Source organism: Nonomuraea sp. B5E05 (genome assembly GCF_039880665.1).
Classification (GTDB): Bacteria; Actinomycetota; Actinomycetes; order Streptosporangiales; family Streptosporangiaceae; genus Nonomuraea.
The window spans coordinates 1-16,758 of sequence record NZ_JBDPMJ010000002.1; the positions used below are offsets into that span (position 1 = coordinate 1).

Here is a 16,758-nt window from a genome sequence, read left to right on the forward strand (position 1 = left end):
CAGTACAGGCGAATCATCAAAATCGCGTCTCTAGGCAGTTTCGGCCCGGGAGGTCCGCCCTCAGCTGCTGACCTGCACGTTCAGGCCACAGTGCCCTCTAGGAGCCCCGAATTACGTCGAACCCGGGTGACCGGCGGGTCGAACGTGATGGGGCGTTCGGTGGTGGAGACCTGGCAGGTGAGCAGGGTCTGCTGGGTGGTCGCCGCGGCGGGTGTTGTGGTCGTCATCGCCACCGCGGCGGCTGTGGCCGCGCCTGCGCGCACGAGCGGGTGAACGGGCATGTCGTCTCCTTGTCCTGGTGGTGGCCGGTGTGTGGTGCTCGGTGATCGTTCCGAGGTGGGGCCCACGATAGGAGCGGGCGTGCTGCGGGGCGGCGAGCGCAGCACCTGGCGGGAAAACTTGATCGACTTCTTAACGGCGCGCGCCGCGCCACAAGTGATCGGTTGTCGCGGTATGGGCGACGCTGGGTGGCAGGGGCGCCGACTGTGCCCTGGGGAGGGAGTTTCGCCGTGAGTGAGGACGACATCGCGACCGTGGTGCGGGAGCACTGCGCGAGGATCCTGAAGGTCGACCTGGGCCGGGTGACCGTGGACGCGCTGCTGCGTGAAGATCTGGAGGCCGACAGCCTGGACCTGGCCGAGCTGCACGTGGCCTTGGAGGACAGGTGGGGGCCGCTGCCTCGCGAGACCCTCGCGAACGTACGGACCGTGGGCGATGTGATCGCCAGGGCCCGCCTGCTGCTGAGCGGATCGGTGTGAGTGTGCCCGGGGTTCGTGTCGCGGTGACCGGCCTTGGGGTGCGCACTCCGGCCGGCGCCCACCCCAAGGAGGTGTGGAACGCGCTGCTGGCCGGCCGGTCCACCGCCCGCCCGATCGCCTCGTTCGACACCGACGGGCTGGGCGTCGGCTTCGCCTGCCAGATCGCCGATCTGGACATGGAGGCGTACCTGCCCGCCAAGCAGGCGTCGCGGCTCGACCGGATGGCTCAGCTGGCCTTCTGCGCCGCCACCGACGCTCTGGCCGACGCGGGAGCTCTGCGAGCGCCGCCGCAGCGTCGGGCGGTGGTGACCGGCACCTGCTTCGGCGGCCGGATGACGGACGAGACGGTCATGCTCGGAGGGCGGCATCCCGGACGCGGCGATCCGGGTCCGCTGTGCGTGCCGATGGCCATGCACAACTCGGCGGCCGCCGCGATCAGCATTCACCACCGCATCCAGGGTCCCAGCCTGTCCGTGGAGACGGCCTGCGCCTCAGGCTCGCACGCGATCGGCGAGGCGGGCCGCCTGGTGCGTGGCGGGCATGCCGATGTGGTGATCGCCGGTGGAGCCGAGGCCTGTATCACACCGACGGTGCTGCTGGGCTTCCGGCGTTGCCAGGTCCTGTCGCAGCGCAACGACGCGCCTGAGCGTGCCAGCCGGCCCTTCGACCGTGATCGGGACGGCTTCGTGCTGGCCGAGGGCGCCGCGTTCGTCGTCCTGGAGAACCTCGAACACGCCGTGCGTCGCGACGCCCATGTCTACGCCGAGCTTACCGGCTACGCCTCCGTCTCCGACGCCCACCATCTCACCGCGCCGTCGCCGCAGGGCGAGGGCGCCGCCCGCTGCATGCGCGCCGCGCTCGCCGACGCGGGCCTGGCCCCCGAGGAGATCGCGCACGTCAATGCGCACGGCACCGGTACGCCGCTCAACGACGTGGCCGAGGCCCAGGCGATCAACGAGGTGTTCGGCCCGGCGAGGGTTCCGGTCACCTCGGTCAAGGGGGTCACCGGGCACGCCATCGCCGCCGCGGGCGCCATCGAGGCCGTGGCGGCCGTGCTGGCGCTGCAGGAACGGGCCATCCCGCCCACGGCCAACCTCGAGCACGTGGACCCGCGGTGCGACGTCGATGTCGTCGGCCGGGTGCGGCCCATGCCGCCGAGGCCGGTCATGTCGAACTCTTTCGGGTTCGGCGGCCACAACGCCACTCTGATCTTCTCGCCGTGCTGACCCGAGGACCTATCGTGCGCATCTCCGTTCTCACCGGCGTCACCGCCGCCGTCCTGCCCGCTGTCCCGCTCGCCGTCCTGCTCGCCGGGGGGCCGGCCGGTCCGGTCGCCGCCGACGCTGCCGGCGCTGCCGACGCTGCCGGCGCTGCCGGCGCTGCCGGCGCTGCCGGCGCTGCCGGCGCTGCCGGCGCCACGCCCTCACCGGCCGGCGCCGGTGTTCCCCGCGTCGCGCCCGCGTCCTCGCCGGCCGGCCCGGTTGTCGCCGGTGTTCCTGGCATCGCGCCCTCGCCGGTCGCTCCGGTCGTCGCCGGCGTTCCCGCCGCTACGCCCCGGCCGGTCGCCGGCGGCGTTGCCGGCACCGGGCTCCCGTCGGCCGACGTCCCGCTCGACGTCTCGCCCGATGCTCTCCCCGATGGCCCGCTCGATGGCCCGCTCGATGGCCAGGGAGAGGGGCTGGAAGTGGGTCAGGGCAAGATCTGCATCAACGTTCCCGTCGACGCCATCGCCAGAGCCTGGGCCAGGATCGTCGCGCCGGGTCTCGTCGTCGGTCCCGCCGCCGGCGCGGCGCCGCGCGCTGGGGCGCCAACGCCGCCCCAGCCTGCGGTGACGCCTGGGGTGACGCCTTCCCTGCGGTTCCCGAGCGGCGGGCTGCCCAAGGACATGCCCTTCCTGGAAGCCGTGCCCTGCTGAGCCCGCCTGTCAGGCGATCCCGCTCACGGGGGAGCCGTGGAAGGTGCCGCCGTAGCAGGCCATGCGGCTCGTGCTGGTCGGGCTCGGCAGCACCACGCCGGTGCCGAGCATGCAGTCGATGATCGAGACGCTGAGGGCCGGCCCTGCCGTGACGACCATGAGGGCGCTTCCTGCGGCTGTGGAGGCGAGGACGGTGATGAGGCGGCGCATGTCGAGTCCAATCACTTTAGGCAATGTCTAATTACATACGGTTACCATACGGTGAGTGATCCAGAACGACCTGTGAGAGGTGAGGCGTGACCACCCCGCTCTTCGACGTCGTGGCGATGACCGAACGCTGGATGCGCGCCCGGCCCGGCACGGTCGCCTGCCGCGTCGATCGCCGCCGCGGCGCCGAGGAGCTGACCTACGGGCGGCTCGACGAGCTCATCACCCAGGCCGCGGCGAGGCTGGCCCGCGCCGGGGTGACGGCCGGAACGCGGGCCGCGGTGATGATCCCGCCCGGCCGGGATCTGGTCGCGGTGGTGCTGGCCCTGCTCCGGCTGCGGGCCGTACCCGTCCTGATCGACCCGGGGCTCGGGGCGCGCGCCATCGGCGCCTGCCTCGAGGAGGCCGCCGTCCAGGCGTTCATCGCGGTTCCGCGCGCTCATCTGGCGCGGCTCCTGCTGGGCTGGGCACGCGGCAGCGTGACCACCACCGTCACGTTCGGCACGTACGCCCTGTGGTTCGCCCGCATCCGCCGCCTCCACACCGGCCCGCCGCCGGTCGCCGCGGCGCGCCCACGGACGCCGTACGCCGACGATCTGGCGTTGATCGCCTTCACCTCCGGCTCCACCGGCGTGCCGAAAGGAGTGCCCTACCGCCACCGGCACCTGGCCGGGCAGACCGAGCTGCTGGCGCACCTGGGCGCGCTCGAGCCGGGCGCCACGGTGTATTCGACGTTCCTGCCGTTCGCGGTGGCGGCGCCGGCGATGGGGTGCGCCTCGGTCATCCCGCGGCTCGACCTGCGCCGTCCCGGACGTAGCGACCCGGCCGCCATGGCCGCCTCCATCGCCGCCCACGGCGTGCGGGGCCTGTTCGCCGCGCCCGCGCTGCTGGACCGGCTCACCCGTCACTGCGCGCGCCACGGGCAGGTCCTGGACAGCCTCCAGATCGTGCTCACCGCTGGCGCGCCCCTGCCCTTCTCGGTGCTGCGGCGCGCCCAGCGGTGCCTGCCCGCGCACGCCGACGTTCGCTCGGTGTACGGCGCGACCGAATGCCTGCTGGTGGCCATGGCGGACGCGGCCGAGCTCGCGGGAACGGCGGCGGACACCGCGCGCGGCGCCGGCACCTGCCTGGGCTCCGCGCTGCCGGGCAACCGGGTCCGCGTCATCGGCATCACCGACGAGGCGATCCCGCGCTGGTCGGACGATCTGATGGTGCCGGTCGGCACGGTGGGGGAGATCACCGTGGCCGGGCCCGCGGTCAGCGACCCGTACCTGAAGCGCCCGCGCGAGAGCGCGCTGGCCCGCATCGACGACGACGGCGAGCCGGTGCACCGTATGGGGGATCTCGGCTGGCAGGACGAGCGGGGGCGGCTGTGGTTCGCGGGACGCAAGAGCGAACGCGTGCGCACCGCCGACGGCGAGATGTACACCGACCAGGTCGAGCCGATCGTCGACGCGTTTCCGGGCGTGCACCGCAGCGCGCTGGTGGGGGTGGGGCCGCCGGGCGGCCAGCGTCCGGTGTTGTGCGTGGAGTGCGAGCCGGGCACCCCCAGGCGGGAGCGGCGCGAGGTCGTCGAACGGGTGCGGGCCGCCGCGATCGGCGGCATCCGGCACGTGCTGGCCCACCCGGGCTTCCCCATGGACGTCCGGCACGCCAGCAAGATCCGCCGCCCGCTGCTGGCTCGATGGGCCGCGCGCGAGCTGGGCGGTGATGAGCGGTGAAGGTGCTGGTGACCGGCGGCGGAGGGTTCCTCGGCCAGGCCGTGTGCCGGCTGCTGGCCGCGCGAGGCGAGCACGTCTCGACGCTGGGCCGCCGCGGCCACCCGGAGCTGGACGCGCTCGGCGTCGTCCAGCACGCCGCCGACATCCGTGACCCGGACGGCGTACGCGCCGCTGTGGCCGGCTGCGAGGCCGTCGTGCACTGCGCCGCCCTGGCCGGGATGTGGGGGCCGGCCCACGCCTACCGGTCGATCAACGTGGCGGGCACGGCGAACCTGATCGAGGCGTGCCTGCGGGCCGGTGTCACCCGGCTGGTGCACATCTCCTCGCCCAGCGTCGTGCACGACGGAGGCGACCTGGAGGGCGTCGACGAGTCGGCCCCCTACGCCCGCCGCTTCCTGGCCCACTACCCGGCGAGCAAGGCGATCGCCGAACGGATCGTGCTGGCCGCCGACAGCGACCGGTTGGCCACCGTCGCGCTGCGCCCGCACCTCATCTGGGGGCCGGGAGACCCGCATTTCCTGCCCAGGCTCGTCGCACAGGCCCGCCGCGGCCGGCTCGTCCTGCCACGCGCCCCCGGCAAACGCATCGACACGGTCTACGTCGGCAACGCGGCCGAAGCCACCCTGCTGGCCCTGGACGCGCTCGCCCCGGGATCGCCGGTGGCCGGCCGCGCCTACTTCATCACCCAGAACGAGCCCATCACGGTCGCCGCCTGGGTCAACGGCCTGCTGGGCGCGGCCGGCCTGCCGCCGGTGTCCCGGTACGTCCCGGCCGGCGTGGCCCGGATGGGAGCCGCGGTCGTCGAATTCGGCTACGGGCTCGCCCGCCCGCGCTCGCAGCCCCCCGTCACGCGGATCGCCGCCGTCCAGGCCACGACCTCCCACTGGTTCGACATCTCCGCCGCCCGCCGCGATCTCGGCTACGTGCCGCGCGTCAGCACGGCCGAGGGCCTGGCCAGGCTCGCCGCCCACCTGTCCGCTTACGGCGCGGGCCCGGACGACGACCGCGCCGGACGCCCGCCCGTACCACCGATCCAGCCCTGAGGTCCCGATGCCCGCCCACTTCCCGCGCCTGCCCGGCTACCCCTTCGTCTCCCGCTGGTTCGCCCGTGACGGGCTGCGCCGGCACTACCTGGACGAGGGCGACGGGGCGCCCGTGCTCATGCTGCACGGCAACCCTTCGTGGAGCTACCTGTGGCGGCGGCTGATCGAGGCGCTGCGCGGCGAGCACCGCTGCGTCGCCCCCGACCACATCGGCATGGGCCTGTCGGACAAGCCCGGCCGGGACCGCTACCCCCACACCCTGGCCTCCCGCGTGGACGACCTCGACGCGCTCACCGCCCACCTCATCGCCGAACGGGGCGCGCCGGATCGTGGCTGGACGCTCGTGGTGCACGACTGGGGCGGTCCGATCGGCATGGCCTGGGCCGGCCGCCACCCCGGCCGGGTGGCCCGGCTGGTCGTGCTCAACAGCGCCGCCTTCCCCAACCCGCACGGTCCGAGGGTGCGGCCGGCGCTGCGGCTGCCGCTGTGGCTGCTGCGTGAGACCCGCCTGGGTGAGCGGCTGTTTTTGCGCCACCACGCCTTCGCCCGCCTGGCCACGCTGCCGCCGTTCGGGGTCCGCAACCGGCTGCCCTCCGACGTGCGGGCCGCCTTCCTGGCCCCCGACGACCGCCAGGGGAACCGGGTGGCCGTCCAGCGGTTCGTGCACGACATCCCGCTCGGTCCCGGCCACCGATCCTGGCCGCTGCTGGTGCGGGCGGAGGAGAGCCTGGCCGGCTTCGCGGACCGGCCCGTACTGATCGGCTGGGGGCTGCGCGACCCTGTGTTCGACCCGCTCATGCTGCGCGAGTGGCGGCGGCGCCTGCCCCGCGCCCAGATCCACGCCTTCCGCGATGCCGGGCACTACGTGCTCGAAGACGCCCATGACCGGCTCGTCCCCGCCATCCGCGCATTCCTGCGCCACTGACCGGCCCGGACCGGACGCCGTTCACCGGGCCCTTGCGCCGAACGCCTTGCGCCGGCCCTCGTCACCCAGGTCGCCTTGACCGGGCACGGCCCCGCGTTCCTGGCAGCCACCAGTTGCGATGCCCCAGCAGCCGCATCAGGCACGGGACCAGCACCATCCGGATGATCGTCGCGTCGATGATGATCGCCGCAGCCACCGCGAACCCGCCCTGCTGGAAGTCCAGCCGCCGCGTGAACATCAGGCCGCCGAACGTGACGGCCATGATGGCGGCGGCCAGCGTGATGGGACGCGCCGTATGCCGCAGCCCGTGCAGGACGGCGGCGGTGTTGTCGCCGCCGCGGCGGTAGTGCTCGGCGATGCGGTGCACGAGGAAGACCTCGTAGTCCAGGGACAGGCCGAAGACGATGGTGAAGACGACCAGCGGCAGCAGCACGTTGATGTCGGCGCCCGGCCCGCCCAGGTCCTGGAAGACGACGGTGAGCAGCCCGAAGGCGGCGCAGACGCACAGCAGGTTCATGGCCAGCGCCTTCGCCGGGATCAGCAGGCTGCGGAAGACGATCAGCAGGAGCGCGGACGACGCCAGCAGCACGACCGCCAGCACCCGCCACAATCCGCCCAGCGCGCCTTCCGCCAGATCGGCGAGCCGTGCCGTCGGCCCGGTGGCCAGCACCTGCTGACCGGCGGGCAGCAGGCGCCCGGCGAGGGCGTACACGTCCCGCTGCAAGGCGGCGCCGGCGTCGCTGTCCGGGGCGGGCCTGCCGGCGACCAGCATCACCGTCAGATCCCTGCCGTTGTCGAGCACGGTGGTCACCGACACCCGCGGGTCGGCCCTCAGAGCCTGGCCGAACGCGAAGGTGTCCACAGGGGCGGCGCCGTCCGGGTGGGGCAGCGCCAGAGCGGTCAGCCCGGCCACCCCGTCCCGCTCCAGCTCGGCCAGGCCCGCGCCGATGTCGGTGCCGGCCAGCGCGCCCCGGTCGTAGTGCAGCCCGAGCCGCAGGTGCAGCACCGGCGCGGCGGCCAGCAGCAGCACGGTGGTGGCCGCCACCGCGTACCAGCCCGGCCGCCGCATCAGATGCTCGGCACCGCGCAGCCACGCGGGCCGTCTCGTCAGATGCTCGGCGCCGCGCGGGGATGCGGGCAGCTCCGTGCCGCGCCCGGCCCGCCACCTCGGCACCCTGCCCCAGTCCAGCCGGCGATCCACCCGGGCCAGCAGCGCGGGGCCCAACGTCAGCGCGGCCGCCAGGGTGACGAACGCGGCCAGCATCCCCGCCAGCGCCAGGGAACGCGCCCACGGTACGCCGACGACCAGCAGCGCGCAGGAGGTGACGACGACGACGGCCCCGCACCAGGCCACCGTGCTGCCCGCGGTGGCGGCGGCGCGTCCGGCCGCCGCCACGGCCGTCAGACCCGCGCGGCGGGCCTGACGGTAACGCAGCAGGATCAGCAGCGTGTAGTCCAGCCCCAACCCCAGCGACATGGTGACCGTATAGGTCAGCATGGTCGAATCGACGGGCACGAGCGTGCCCGCCACCGCGAGGGCGCCCGCGCCGGTCATGATCGCCGCGCCGCCCACCACCAGGGGCACGACCGCGGCGCCCACCGTCCCCAGCCCGAACACCAGCAGCAGCGCCGCCACCGGGATGGTGACGGCCTCCATCGTCCGCAGGTCGGCCATGTCGGTGTGCGCCATCTGCGCGAAGGCGCGGCTGACGCCGAGAATCGTCACGCCGACCGCGCCCGCCGACGCGTCCCTGGCGGCCTGCCGCGCGCTCGCGAGCTGGGCGGGCAGGTTCCGCTGACGGGTCAGTTCGTCCCCGTGCACGCCGGCCAGCACGTAGGCGTGGCGGGGATGCCCGTCGTCGATCTCCGGCAGCGGCAGCAGCGCGCCGATGTCGGGGCGGGCGGCCAGTGCGTCCACCGTGGCGGCCATCGCCTGCTGGAAGCGCGGCTCGCCCGCGTCCAGGCTCGCCGAGGAGAAGGCCAGCAACATCTGCTCCTCGCCCAGTTCAGGGAGCCCGCGTGCGATCATGGCCGCGGCCGCCGCGGACCGTGAGCCCGGCACTTCCAGCGAGGGCGGAGCCAGCCGCTGCATGAGGCCGGGCAGCAACATCGCCGACCCTGCGGCCAGGAGCAGCCACACCGCGAGAACGAGCCGTCCACGGCGGGCCGCCGCCCGGCCCAGCCTGCCGAGCGCGGCGGAGCCGGCAGCGGGATCGTCCCGCTGAGGGCGAGGAAGGGCTGAGGAGACACCGGCGGGGGAGACGGTGGCAGCCGCGCCGCCGTGGCGGGAACGGCGGCGACGGACACCGACCGGCATGAGCGCTCCTCTTCCTCCTCCCGCCGCCCGGAGCCTCCGGGCGGCGGTCCATCTCCTGGGCCCCTCTCGGGGCCCCTCCTGCGCTTCTCCTGGGCTTCTCCTGCGCTTCTCCTGGGCTTCTACTGGCCGGGCGCCGCCGTGTCATGGGCCGTCTGCGGCCGCAGCCGGTCCAGGACGAGACCGGCGAGGTCGGCGACCGTGCCGCCGCTGCGCAGGATCTCCATCGGCGGGATGTCGATGCCGTACTGGTGGCGAAGCGAGGCCAGCACCTGCGCGCCCATCAGCGAGTCCATCCCGTAGTCCTCCAGCTTGCGATCGTGGGCGATCTGCTCGGCCGGCATCTGCAGGATCGACGCCAGGATCCGCGGGATGTGCTCGGTGAGGTAGGCCAGCACCTCACCGGCGTCCATCGCCTCCAGCTCCCTGGCGATCTGCTCGGGGCTGACGTCCTCCTGCCGCATCGCCGCCGGCATGACCGGCGACATCCGCGGCCGGTCCAGGGCGGGCAGGACCTGGCGCAGCCGGCTCCAGTCGCAGCGGCCCACCCCGGCCACGTCCGCTCCGCCGGCGAGCATGTCCTCGATCGCGGTGAACGCCTCCCGCGGGCTGATGGCCTCGATCCCGAACGCGGCCAGCCTGTCGCCCGCGCCGCGTGCCACGACGCCGGTCTGCGCCAGCGCGCCCAGACAGACCGCCAGAGCAGGCAGGCCGCGGGCTCTCCTGCGGCGCGCCAGCGCCTCCAGGAACTGGTTGGCGGCCACATACGACGTCTGTCCCACATGCCCGAGCGTGGTGGTGACCGAGGAGTACAGCAGGAACAGGTCCAGGTCCTCCTGCGCGGTCACGTCGTCCAGGACCAGCGCCCCGGCGATCTTGGGCCGGAGCACGGCCGCGATCCGGTCATCGGTGAGGTCGCCGACCGGGCCGTCGTCGAGGTGCATGGCCGCATGGACGACGCCGCGCAGCGGCCGGCCCTCCGCCCGCGCCTCCTGGACGATGCGGCTCATCGCCGCCCGATCGCTCACATCGGCGGCGTACACGTGCGTGTCCGCCCCGAGCTCGCCCAGGTCGCGCAGCAGAGCGGCCGCTTCGGGGCTGTCGAGGCCGCGCCGGCCGACCAGCGCCAGACGGCGGGCGCCGCGGGCGGCGAGCCAGCGGGCCGTCGCCGCGCCGAACCCGCCCAGCCCGCCGCTGACCAGGTAGGTGCCGTGGGGGTCGAACCGCGGCGCGCGCGGCCCCGCCTCGACGAGGACGGAGTCGTCACCGCCGCCGAACGAGACGACGATCTTGCCGATGTGCCGCGAGTGGCGCATCGCCGCGAAGGCGTCCGCGACGCGGGAAGCCGGATAGACGGTGTGCGGCAGCGGCGTGACCCGCCCGGCGGTCACATCGCCGGCCAGCTCGGCCATCACGCGGGCGGACCGGTCCGGTTCCTGGGTGATGAGCGTGCCCACGTCCAGGCCGATGAAAGCGGTGTTGTTGCCGAAGGGACGCATCGGCAGCCGATGGTCGGCGAAGATGTCACGCTTGCCGATCTCGATGAACCGGCCGCCGTGCGCGAGGATCTCCATGCTGCGGATCAGCGCCTCGCCGATCAGCGAGTTGAGCACCACGTCCACGCCGCGCCCGCCGGTCAGCTCCATGATCTGCTCGGCGAAGTCCAGGCTGCGGGAATCGTACACGTGCTCGACGCCGTGGGCGCGCAGGAAGTCCCGCCGCGCGCGGGTGCCGGCGGTGGCGATCACGCGGGCGCCGACGCGGCGGCCGTACTGGATCGCCGCCAGCCCCACGCCGCCGGCGCCGCCGTGGACCAGCACCGTCTCACCGGCCCGCAGCCCGCCGGCCGTGCGCAGCGCGGCATGGGCGGTCAGGTGGGCCATGGGCATGGTGGCGGCCTCGGTGAAGCTCATCCGCTCCGGCACCGGCATCATCGCCCAGGCCGGGACGACGGCGTGGGTGCCCAGGCCCACGGCCTGCGCCGTCATCACGCGGTCGCCGGGGCGCACGCCCGTCACGTCCGGGCCGGCGGCGGCGACCACGCCGGCGCCCTCAAGCCCCAGCGGGAAGCCGCCGTAGAAGCCCTCGAGCGCCTCGCCGGGCAGCAGGTTGACGGCGTGGACCAGGTCGCGGAAATTCAGGCCCGCCGCCCGCAGCTCGATCAGCACCTGACCGGGCCCGGGCGGCGGCGGAGACAGCGGCTGCCAGACCAGACGGTAGGCGGCTCCGGGATCGCGCACCGCCAGCCGGTGGCCGCCGCCTCCAGCGGGCCGGGGCGGGCGGGCCGGCGTGTGCCGCGTGCGGGCGACGAAGCGGCCCTGCCCGGTCAGGACGATCTCGTCCTCCTGCCCGGGGCGCGCCAGCTCGCCGAACACCCGCTCGGCGTCGCCGGCGCCGCGCTGCACCGACACCCGCCGGATCGTCATGCGGGGCTGCTCGTTGGCCAGGGTACGGGTCGCCCCCCACACGGCCGAGGCCACCGGCGTGTCCCCGCCACCGGGGACGGGGCAGGGCACGGCCGCGCACTCGTTCGTGACCAGCCACAACGTCGCAGCCGTGGACGGCGGAAGCTGGGCGCACGCCTGGGCCACGGTGCGCACGGTGGCGATGTGGCCGGTGACCTCCTCGACGACGGCCTCGGGCGGGCAGGCGGCGCCGCGGCGGCCGACAGGGCTCTCCACGACGAGGACGAAGGTGACGGCGGTGGCCCCCCGCGGCACCCGGGCGAGCAACCGCGCCGCGTCCTCTCCCGCGCCCGCCCGCTCGACGTGGCCCTGCCCGGCGATCAGGTCGCCGAGCGCGTCCGCCAGCGCGGGCGCACGCCCGTACGTCCGACTGTCGGCAGGTGCGGGCGCACGCCCGTGCGCCGGACCTTCGGCGAGCTCGGGCGCGCGGTCGTGGGCTGGAACGTGGGACGACGGGTCGTCCGCGCCGTTCTTCGTGTGGTCGGCGATGACGATCCAGGTCTGCGCGGGGTCGAGCTCGAGCCGCTGCGGGGCAGGGGCCGTGCCGGCCGCCGTGGCCAGCAGGAGCGAGTACGCCGCCCGCCCGGGATCGTCGTCATCGGTCAGGTGCGCGACCTCGCGGTATCCCGCCTCGGTCAGCACCTGCGGCCACCGTTCGGCCTCGACCAGCGGCGAGTGCGGCCGCAGCTCCCGGTCGGTGTTGCCCCAGTAGCCGGGCAGCATCCCGGCGTAGGCCGCGACGGGCGGCCGGTGGGGTTCGACCGCCAGCACCTGCCCGCCCGGCACCAGGAGTTCGGACAGGCGGGCGAGCGTGCCCGCGAGGTCGGAAGACCGGTGCAGGGTATGGGCGGCGATCACCAGGTCGAAGGAGCCAGGAGGCAGGCCCTGCCCGGCGGGGCCGGCGTCGAGATCGAAGCGGCGGAACTCCACGATGCCGGACCCGGCCAGACGCCGTTGCGCCCGTGCCAGGACCACCTCGTCGACGTCGGTGACCAGGTAGCGGGTACGGTCGGCGGGCAGGATCGGCAGCAGCATGGCGGCCGTGCCGCCGGTCCCCGCGCCCACCTCCACGACGCGCAGCGGCCGGTCCGCCGGCCAGCGTGCGGCGATCTCCCCGGCCACGGCGCGAATGAGCCGGTTGCCGTGCAGGCACAGGGGCGCGATGTCGTGCACCTGCTCCAGCAGTTCGGCGCCTCCGCCGGAATGCAGCAGCTCGGCGGGGTCGTCCTCGCCGAGCAGGACGGGGACCAGGTGCCGGACGCACAGCGCGGTCAGGGCCTGTTCGGCGGCGAACGGCGTCGCCTGCCCGAAGAACGCCGTCGTCTCGTCCTGCCTGGCCGGTCCGGCGGCTGGGCCGTCGCGGTGCGGGCCGGTCAGCTCGAAACGTGCCTCGCCCATGCGCCGGGCCAGGCCGTGCCGCTCCAGGAGCGGGAGGGCGTGCTGCACCATCGCCACGCCGCGGCCCGTCACCCCTGCCCGCACCAGGTCGGTCACGCCGATCTCCTGGCCGGCCGGGCAGTCGACGTCCTGCAGGGCGGCGGCCAGGGCGACGGCGAACGACGCCTCCGCACGGTCGGCGAAACCTCCGTAGTCCAGGGCCCGCCAGGCCGAACGGAGATCGGCGAGCCTGCCGGCGACCGCGTCGGCGATCTCCACGGGGCCCGCCAGCGGCCATGGCGCGGCGGGCGTGTTCTCGTGCGGCAGGGCGCGCAGTTCGGTGCGGAAGTGCTCCAACGGCAGGACCGTGCTGAGCTGGGTGCGCCGCAGCCGGCATCCCTCCACCTCGACCGTGACCGTGCCGTCGGGATCGGCCACCAGGATGTCCCAGCACACCTCGTCGTCGCCGCGCGCGCGTTCGCGTACGTACAGGACGCCCTCGGCGGCAGGGGCGCGCCACACCCGCACCGCGCCGATGGCCGAGGGCATGAAGGCGTTGCCCTGCAGCATGGTCTCCACCAGCCAGGCCACCCCCGCCTGCAGCGCGCTGTCCAGCAACACCGGGTGCACGTGGTAGCGGCCTTCGGCCTGCGCGGGCACATTGTAGGCGGCCAGCACCTCACCCTCGCCCAGCCGCAGGCCGGTCAGGACCCGGAAGGCGGGCCCGTAGGCCATCCCGCCGCGGGCGGTGTCCCGGTAGAAGGCGTCCACGTCGGCTTCGGCGGTGACGCGGGCGCGCAGCGCGGCCAGGTCCAGCGGCGGCGGGCAGGGCCGCAGCAGCAGCCGTACCCGTGCCCTGAAGTGCTCCTGCGGCGGCAGCGCCAGATCGTCGGTGCTGGTCACGACCACCGCGCCGGTCTCGGGCGCCAACGACGTCTGCGCGTACAGCGGCCGGGCGTCGGCCGACTCGGGGATCACCAGCGCCCGGGTGACGGCCGCCCGGTCGACCTCCACGGCTTCGCCGGCCTCCGGCAGGGCCAGCCTGGCGGCCGACAACGCCATCTCGATGTATCCGGTGACGGGCAGGACGGGCACGCCCCACGCGCGGTGGTCGACCAGCCAGGGCGCCAGCGTGCGTTCGATCGGGCCGTGCCAGGTGGGGTGCGGGGCCGGCAGGCGCTCGCCCAGCAGCGGATGTTGCAGCGCTCCCGTGCCGCTGGAGTGCACCCACGTGTCGGGGCCGCCGATCCAGTACCGCTCGCGCTGCCACGGGTAGGACGGCAGGGACACGACCCGGCCCGGGCGGGGGAAGCAGACGTCCCAGTCGAGCTGGGCGCCGGCGGCGATGATCTCGGCGACCGCGGCCGGCACGGCGGCGGGCTGCTCGCGGCGCAGGGTCGGCACCACGCAGGCACGCCGGCGGGCCCGCGCGGTCATCCGGCGCAGGTAGGAGCGGAGCACCGGATGCGGCCCCACTTCCACGAAGACGTCGTGGCCGCTCGCCAGCGCGCCGTCGACGGCGTCCGCGAACCGCACCGGCTCGCGGACGTTGCGCCACCAGTAGTCCGCCGTCAGCTCGCTTCCGTCCAGCTCGCGCCCCGTCACGGTGGACAGCAGCGTGACGCCGGAGCGCCCGGGGCGCAGCCCGTCGAGGGAGCGCAGCAGCGGCTCGCGGACGGCCTCCATGGCGGCGCTGTGGAAGGGATAGTCGAGGTCCAGGTGGCGGACGAACACGCCGTCCGCCTCCAGATCCGCGCCGAGCTGCTTGAGCTGCCCCTCCGGCCCGGCGAGCGTGACGTCGCGGTCGGTGTTGACCGCCGCGACCTCCACGTCCGGATAGCGGGCCAGCACGGCGCGGGCCCGCTCCTCCGGCAGCCCGGCGGCGGCCATCCGGCCCGTTCCCATCGTGGCGGCCTGCGCCGTGCCGCGCGCCGCGATCACGCGCGCGGCCTGCTCCAGCGACAACGCCCCGGCGGCGTAGGCGGCCGCGACCTCGCCCACGCTGTGGCCCAGCACAGCCTGCGGGCGGACACCCGCCGCGCGCAACACGGCCAGCAGCCCGGCCTGTACGGCGAACAACAGGGGCTGGGCGACCTCCGTCGCCGACAACCGCCACTGCCGGGGCGGCTGCTCCATCTCGCGCAGCACCGACCAGCCCAGGTACGGCCGCAGCGCGGCGTCGGCCTCCTGCACCGCAGCGCGGAAGGTCTCGTCGGTGGCCAGCAGGTCGGCGCCCATGCCCGCCCACTGCGAGCCGTTGCCGGAGAAGACGAACACCACCCGGCCGTGCTCGGCCGCGTCAACCACCGCCGCCACGCCCCGCCCTCGCTCAGCGCCGTGCGCCCCCTCCAGACCGGTCGCCTGCTCGGTGCCCACCGTCTGCTCGGTGCCCACCGCCTGGTCCAGGCCGGTCGACTGCTCGGGGCCGCCCGTGCGGGGCTGATCGGCCAGCAGGCCGCGCAACGCCCTGGCCGCCTGCGCGGGCGAGTCCGCCAGCGCCACCGCCCGGCGCGGGTGGCCGCCCCGGCGGCGGGTGGCGGTGTAGGCGCAGTCGTACCAGGCCTCCTCGTCGTCGCCCAGACGCGTCAGACGGTCGGCGGTGCGCTCGATCGCCTGCCGCAACGCCGCGTCGGTCTGGGCCGACACCAGCACCGGCAGCGTCGTCCCCGACCTCGGCGCCGGCCCGGGAAGGCGCGCTGGTGGGGGCGGCGTGGTGAGGGTGACGTGCACGTTGCTGCCGCCGAACCCGAAACTGTTCACCCCCGCCAGCGCTCGCCCGCCGCCGGGTGCGCTCACCGCGGTGGCCCTCGTCGTCACCGACAGGTTGAGGCCGTCGAAGTCGATGCGCGGATTGAGCTCATCGGCGTGCAAGGAGGCGGGAATCCTGCCGTGCCGCAGCACCAGCAGCGCCTTGAACAGTCCCGGCATGCCCGACGCCGGCTCCAGATGGCCGAGGTTGGACTTGACCGACCCGATGGGCAACGGCCCCCGTGCGCGCCCACGGCCGAGCACCCGGCCGAGCGCCTCGCATTCGGCCGGGTCCCCGGCCTGGGTGCCGGTGCCGTGCGCTTCGACGTACACCAGGTCGTCCGGGTCGAGTGCGTCCGGCCCGTACACCTGGCGCAGCAGCGCCTCCTGCGCCTCGGGGTTGGGCAGCGCCAGCCCCATGGTGCGGCCGTCGTTGTTGGTGCCGGCGCCGACGATGACGCCGTGGACACGGTCGCCGTCCGCCAACGCGTCGGCCAGCCGTTTCAGCACCACCACGCCGCCGCCCTCGGCCCGTACGAATCCGTCGGCATGAGCGGAGAAGGCGGCGCACCGGCCCGTGGGGGAGAGCATCTGCGCCTGGCTGAACCCGGTGAAGCTGCCGGGTGACACCAGCACGTTCACGCCACCGGCCAGCGCCAGCCTGCTGGTGCCCGCGAGCAGCGTCCGGTAGGCGCGCTCCACCGCCAGCAGGGAGGACGAGCACGCGGTGTCCACCGCCATGCTGGGGCCGTGCAGGTCGAAGGTGTGGGAGATGCGGTTGGCCGCGATCGACAGCGTGGCGCCCGCCATGGTGTACGGGGTGACGTCCTGTTTCTCCAGCATCTGCTGGAAGCCGTAGGAGGTGTCGGAGATGCCGACGAACACCGCGGTGTCGCTTCCGGCGAGCCCCGCCGGGTCCACGCCCGCGTCGTCCAGAGCCTCGGCCGTCATCTCCAGCAGCAGGCGCTGCTGGGGATCCATGGCGGCCGCCTCCTTGGGTGAGATCTTGAAGTAGGCGGCGTCGAAGCCGGCGATGTCGTCGAGGAATCCGCCGGCCCGCGTGTAGCTCTTGCCCGGGCGGGGCGTGTGCTCGTCGACGAAACGATCGGCGTCGAAGCGGTCGGGCGGCACCTGCCCGACCAGGTCGGAGCCCTGCTCCAGGGCCTGCCAGAGGCCGTTCATGTCGGTGATGCCGCCCGGCAGCCGGCAGCCCACGCCGATCACCGCCACCGCCGTGTCTGTCCCCTTGGTACCGCCCATGCGCCAGCCCCCTTTGTGTCACTCA

The 16,758-nt window shown here is 74.5% G+C and carries 10 protein-coding genes; 6 read left to right on the plus strand and 4 right to left on the minus strand.

Annotation, left to right across the window (positions count from 1 at the left end; genetic code table 11):
• Positions 1-80: 80 nt before the first annotated feature.
• On the minus strand, positions 81-281 hold the full coding sequence (locus ABGB01_RS03440; protein WP_347770181.1) for a hypothetical protein: 201 nt from the start codon (positions 279-281) through the stop codon (positions 81-83).
• A gap of 228 nt (positions 282-509) precedes the next feature.
• On the opposite strand from ABGB01_RS03440, the gene ABGB01_RS03445 reads away from it, so the two are divergent.
• The 3 genes from ABGB01_RS03445 to ABGB01_RS03455 are packed head-to-tail and all read left to right on the plus strand — an operon-like array spanning position 510 to position 2,673.
• Positions 510-758, plus strand: coding sequence for an acyl carrier protein (locus tag ABGB01_RS03445; RefSeq protein WP_347770183.1), 249 nt, complete (start codon positions 510-512; stop codon positions 756-758).
• Between the two features lie 2 nt (positions 759-760).
• Entirely contained in the window at positions 761-1,984 is a 1,224-nt protein-coding gene (locus ABGB01_RS03450) for a beta-ketoacyl-[acyl-carrier-protein] synthase family protein (protein ID WP_347770185.1), read from the plus strand.
• 14 nt (positions 1,985-1,998) lie between these two features.
• Complete coding sequence (locus ABGB01_RS03455) at positions 1,999-2,673, plus strand: hypothetical protein (protein ID WP_347770187.1); 675 nt, start codon at positions 1,999-2,001, stop codon at positions 2,671-2,673.
• Positions 2,674-2,682: 9 nt separating this feature from the next.
• Here the strand turns inward: ABGB01_RS03455 and ABGB01_RS03460 are convergent, their stop codons facing one another.
• Complete coding sequence (locus tag ABGB01_RS03460) at positions 2,683-2,898, minus strand: hypothetical protein (protein ID WP_347770189.1); 216 nt, start codon at positions 2,896-2,898, stop codon at positions 2,683-2,685.
• 71 nt (positions 2,899-2,969) lie between these two features.
• On the opposite strand from ABGB01_RS03460, the gene ABGB01_RS03465 reads away from it, so the two are divergent.
• The 3 genes from ABGB01_RS03465 to ABGB01_RS03475 are packed head-to-tail and all read left to right on the plus strand — an operon-like array spanning position 2,970 to position 6,569.
• Positions 2,970-4,601, plus strand: coding sequence for a fatty acid CoA ligase family protein (locus tag ABGB01_RS03465; RefSeq protein ID WP_347770191.1), 1,632 nt, complete (start codon positions 2,970-2,972; stop codon positions 4,599-4,601).
• Positions 4,598-5,644, plus strand: coding sequence for an NAD-dependent epimerase/dehydratase family protein (locus ABGB01_RS03470; protein WP_347770193.1), 1,047 nt, complete (start codon positions 4,598-4,600; stop codon positions 5,642-5,644). The genes ABGB01_RS03465 and ABGB01_RS03470 overlap by 4 nt, the downstream gene beginning before the upstream one ends.
• 7 nt (positions 5,645-5,651) lie before the next feature.
• Positions 5,652-6,569: an alpha/beta fold hydrolase gene (locus ABGB01_RS03475; protein WP_347770195.1), complete on the plus strand. Its 918-nt coding sequence runs from the start codon at positions 5,652-5,654 to the stop codon at positions 6,567-6,569.
• A 61-nt stretch (positions 6,570-6,630) separates the two neighbouring features.
• Here the strand turns inward: ABGB01_RS03475 and ABGB01_RS03480 are convergent, their stop codons facing one another.
• On the minus strand, positions 6,631-8,886 hold the full coding sequence (locus tag ABGB01_RS03480; protein ID WP_347770197.1) for an MMPL family transporter: 2,256 nt from the start codon (positions 8,884-8,886) through the stop codon (positions 6,631-6,633).
• Between the two features lie 119 nt (positions 8,887-9,005).
• Entirely contained in the window at positions 9,006-16,733 is a 7,728-nt protein-coding gene (locus ABGB01_RS03485) for an SDR family NAD(P)-dependent oxidoreductase (protein ID WP_347770199.1), read from the minus strand.
• Positions 16,734-16,758 lie beyond the last annotated feature (25 nt).

Excerpts from the sequence above, each read along its gene's own strand:
- ABGB01_RS03440 (WP_347770181.1), bottom strand. The coding sequence starts at position 281 with ATGCCCGTTCACCCGCTCGTGCGCGCAGGCGCGGCCACAGCCGCCGCG.
- ABGB01_RS03475 (WP_347770195.1), top strand. The coding sequence starts at position 5,652 with ATGCCCGCCCACTTCCCGCGCCTGCCCGGCTACCCCTTCGTCTCCCGC.
- ABGB01_RS03480 (WP_347770197.1), bottom strand. The coding sequence starts at position 8,886 with ATGCCGGTCGGTGTCCGTCGCCGCCGTTCCCGCCACGGCGGCGCGGCT.
- ABGB01_RS03485 (WP_347770199.1), bottom strand. The coding sequence starts at position 16,733 with ATGGGCGGTACCAAGGGGACAGACACGGCGGTGGCGGTGATCGGCGTG.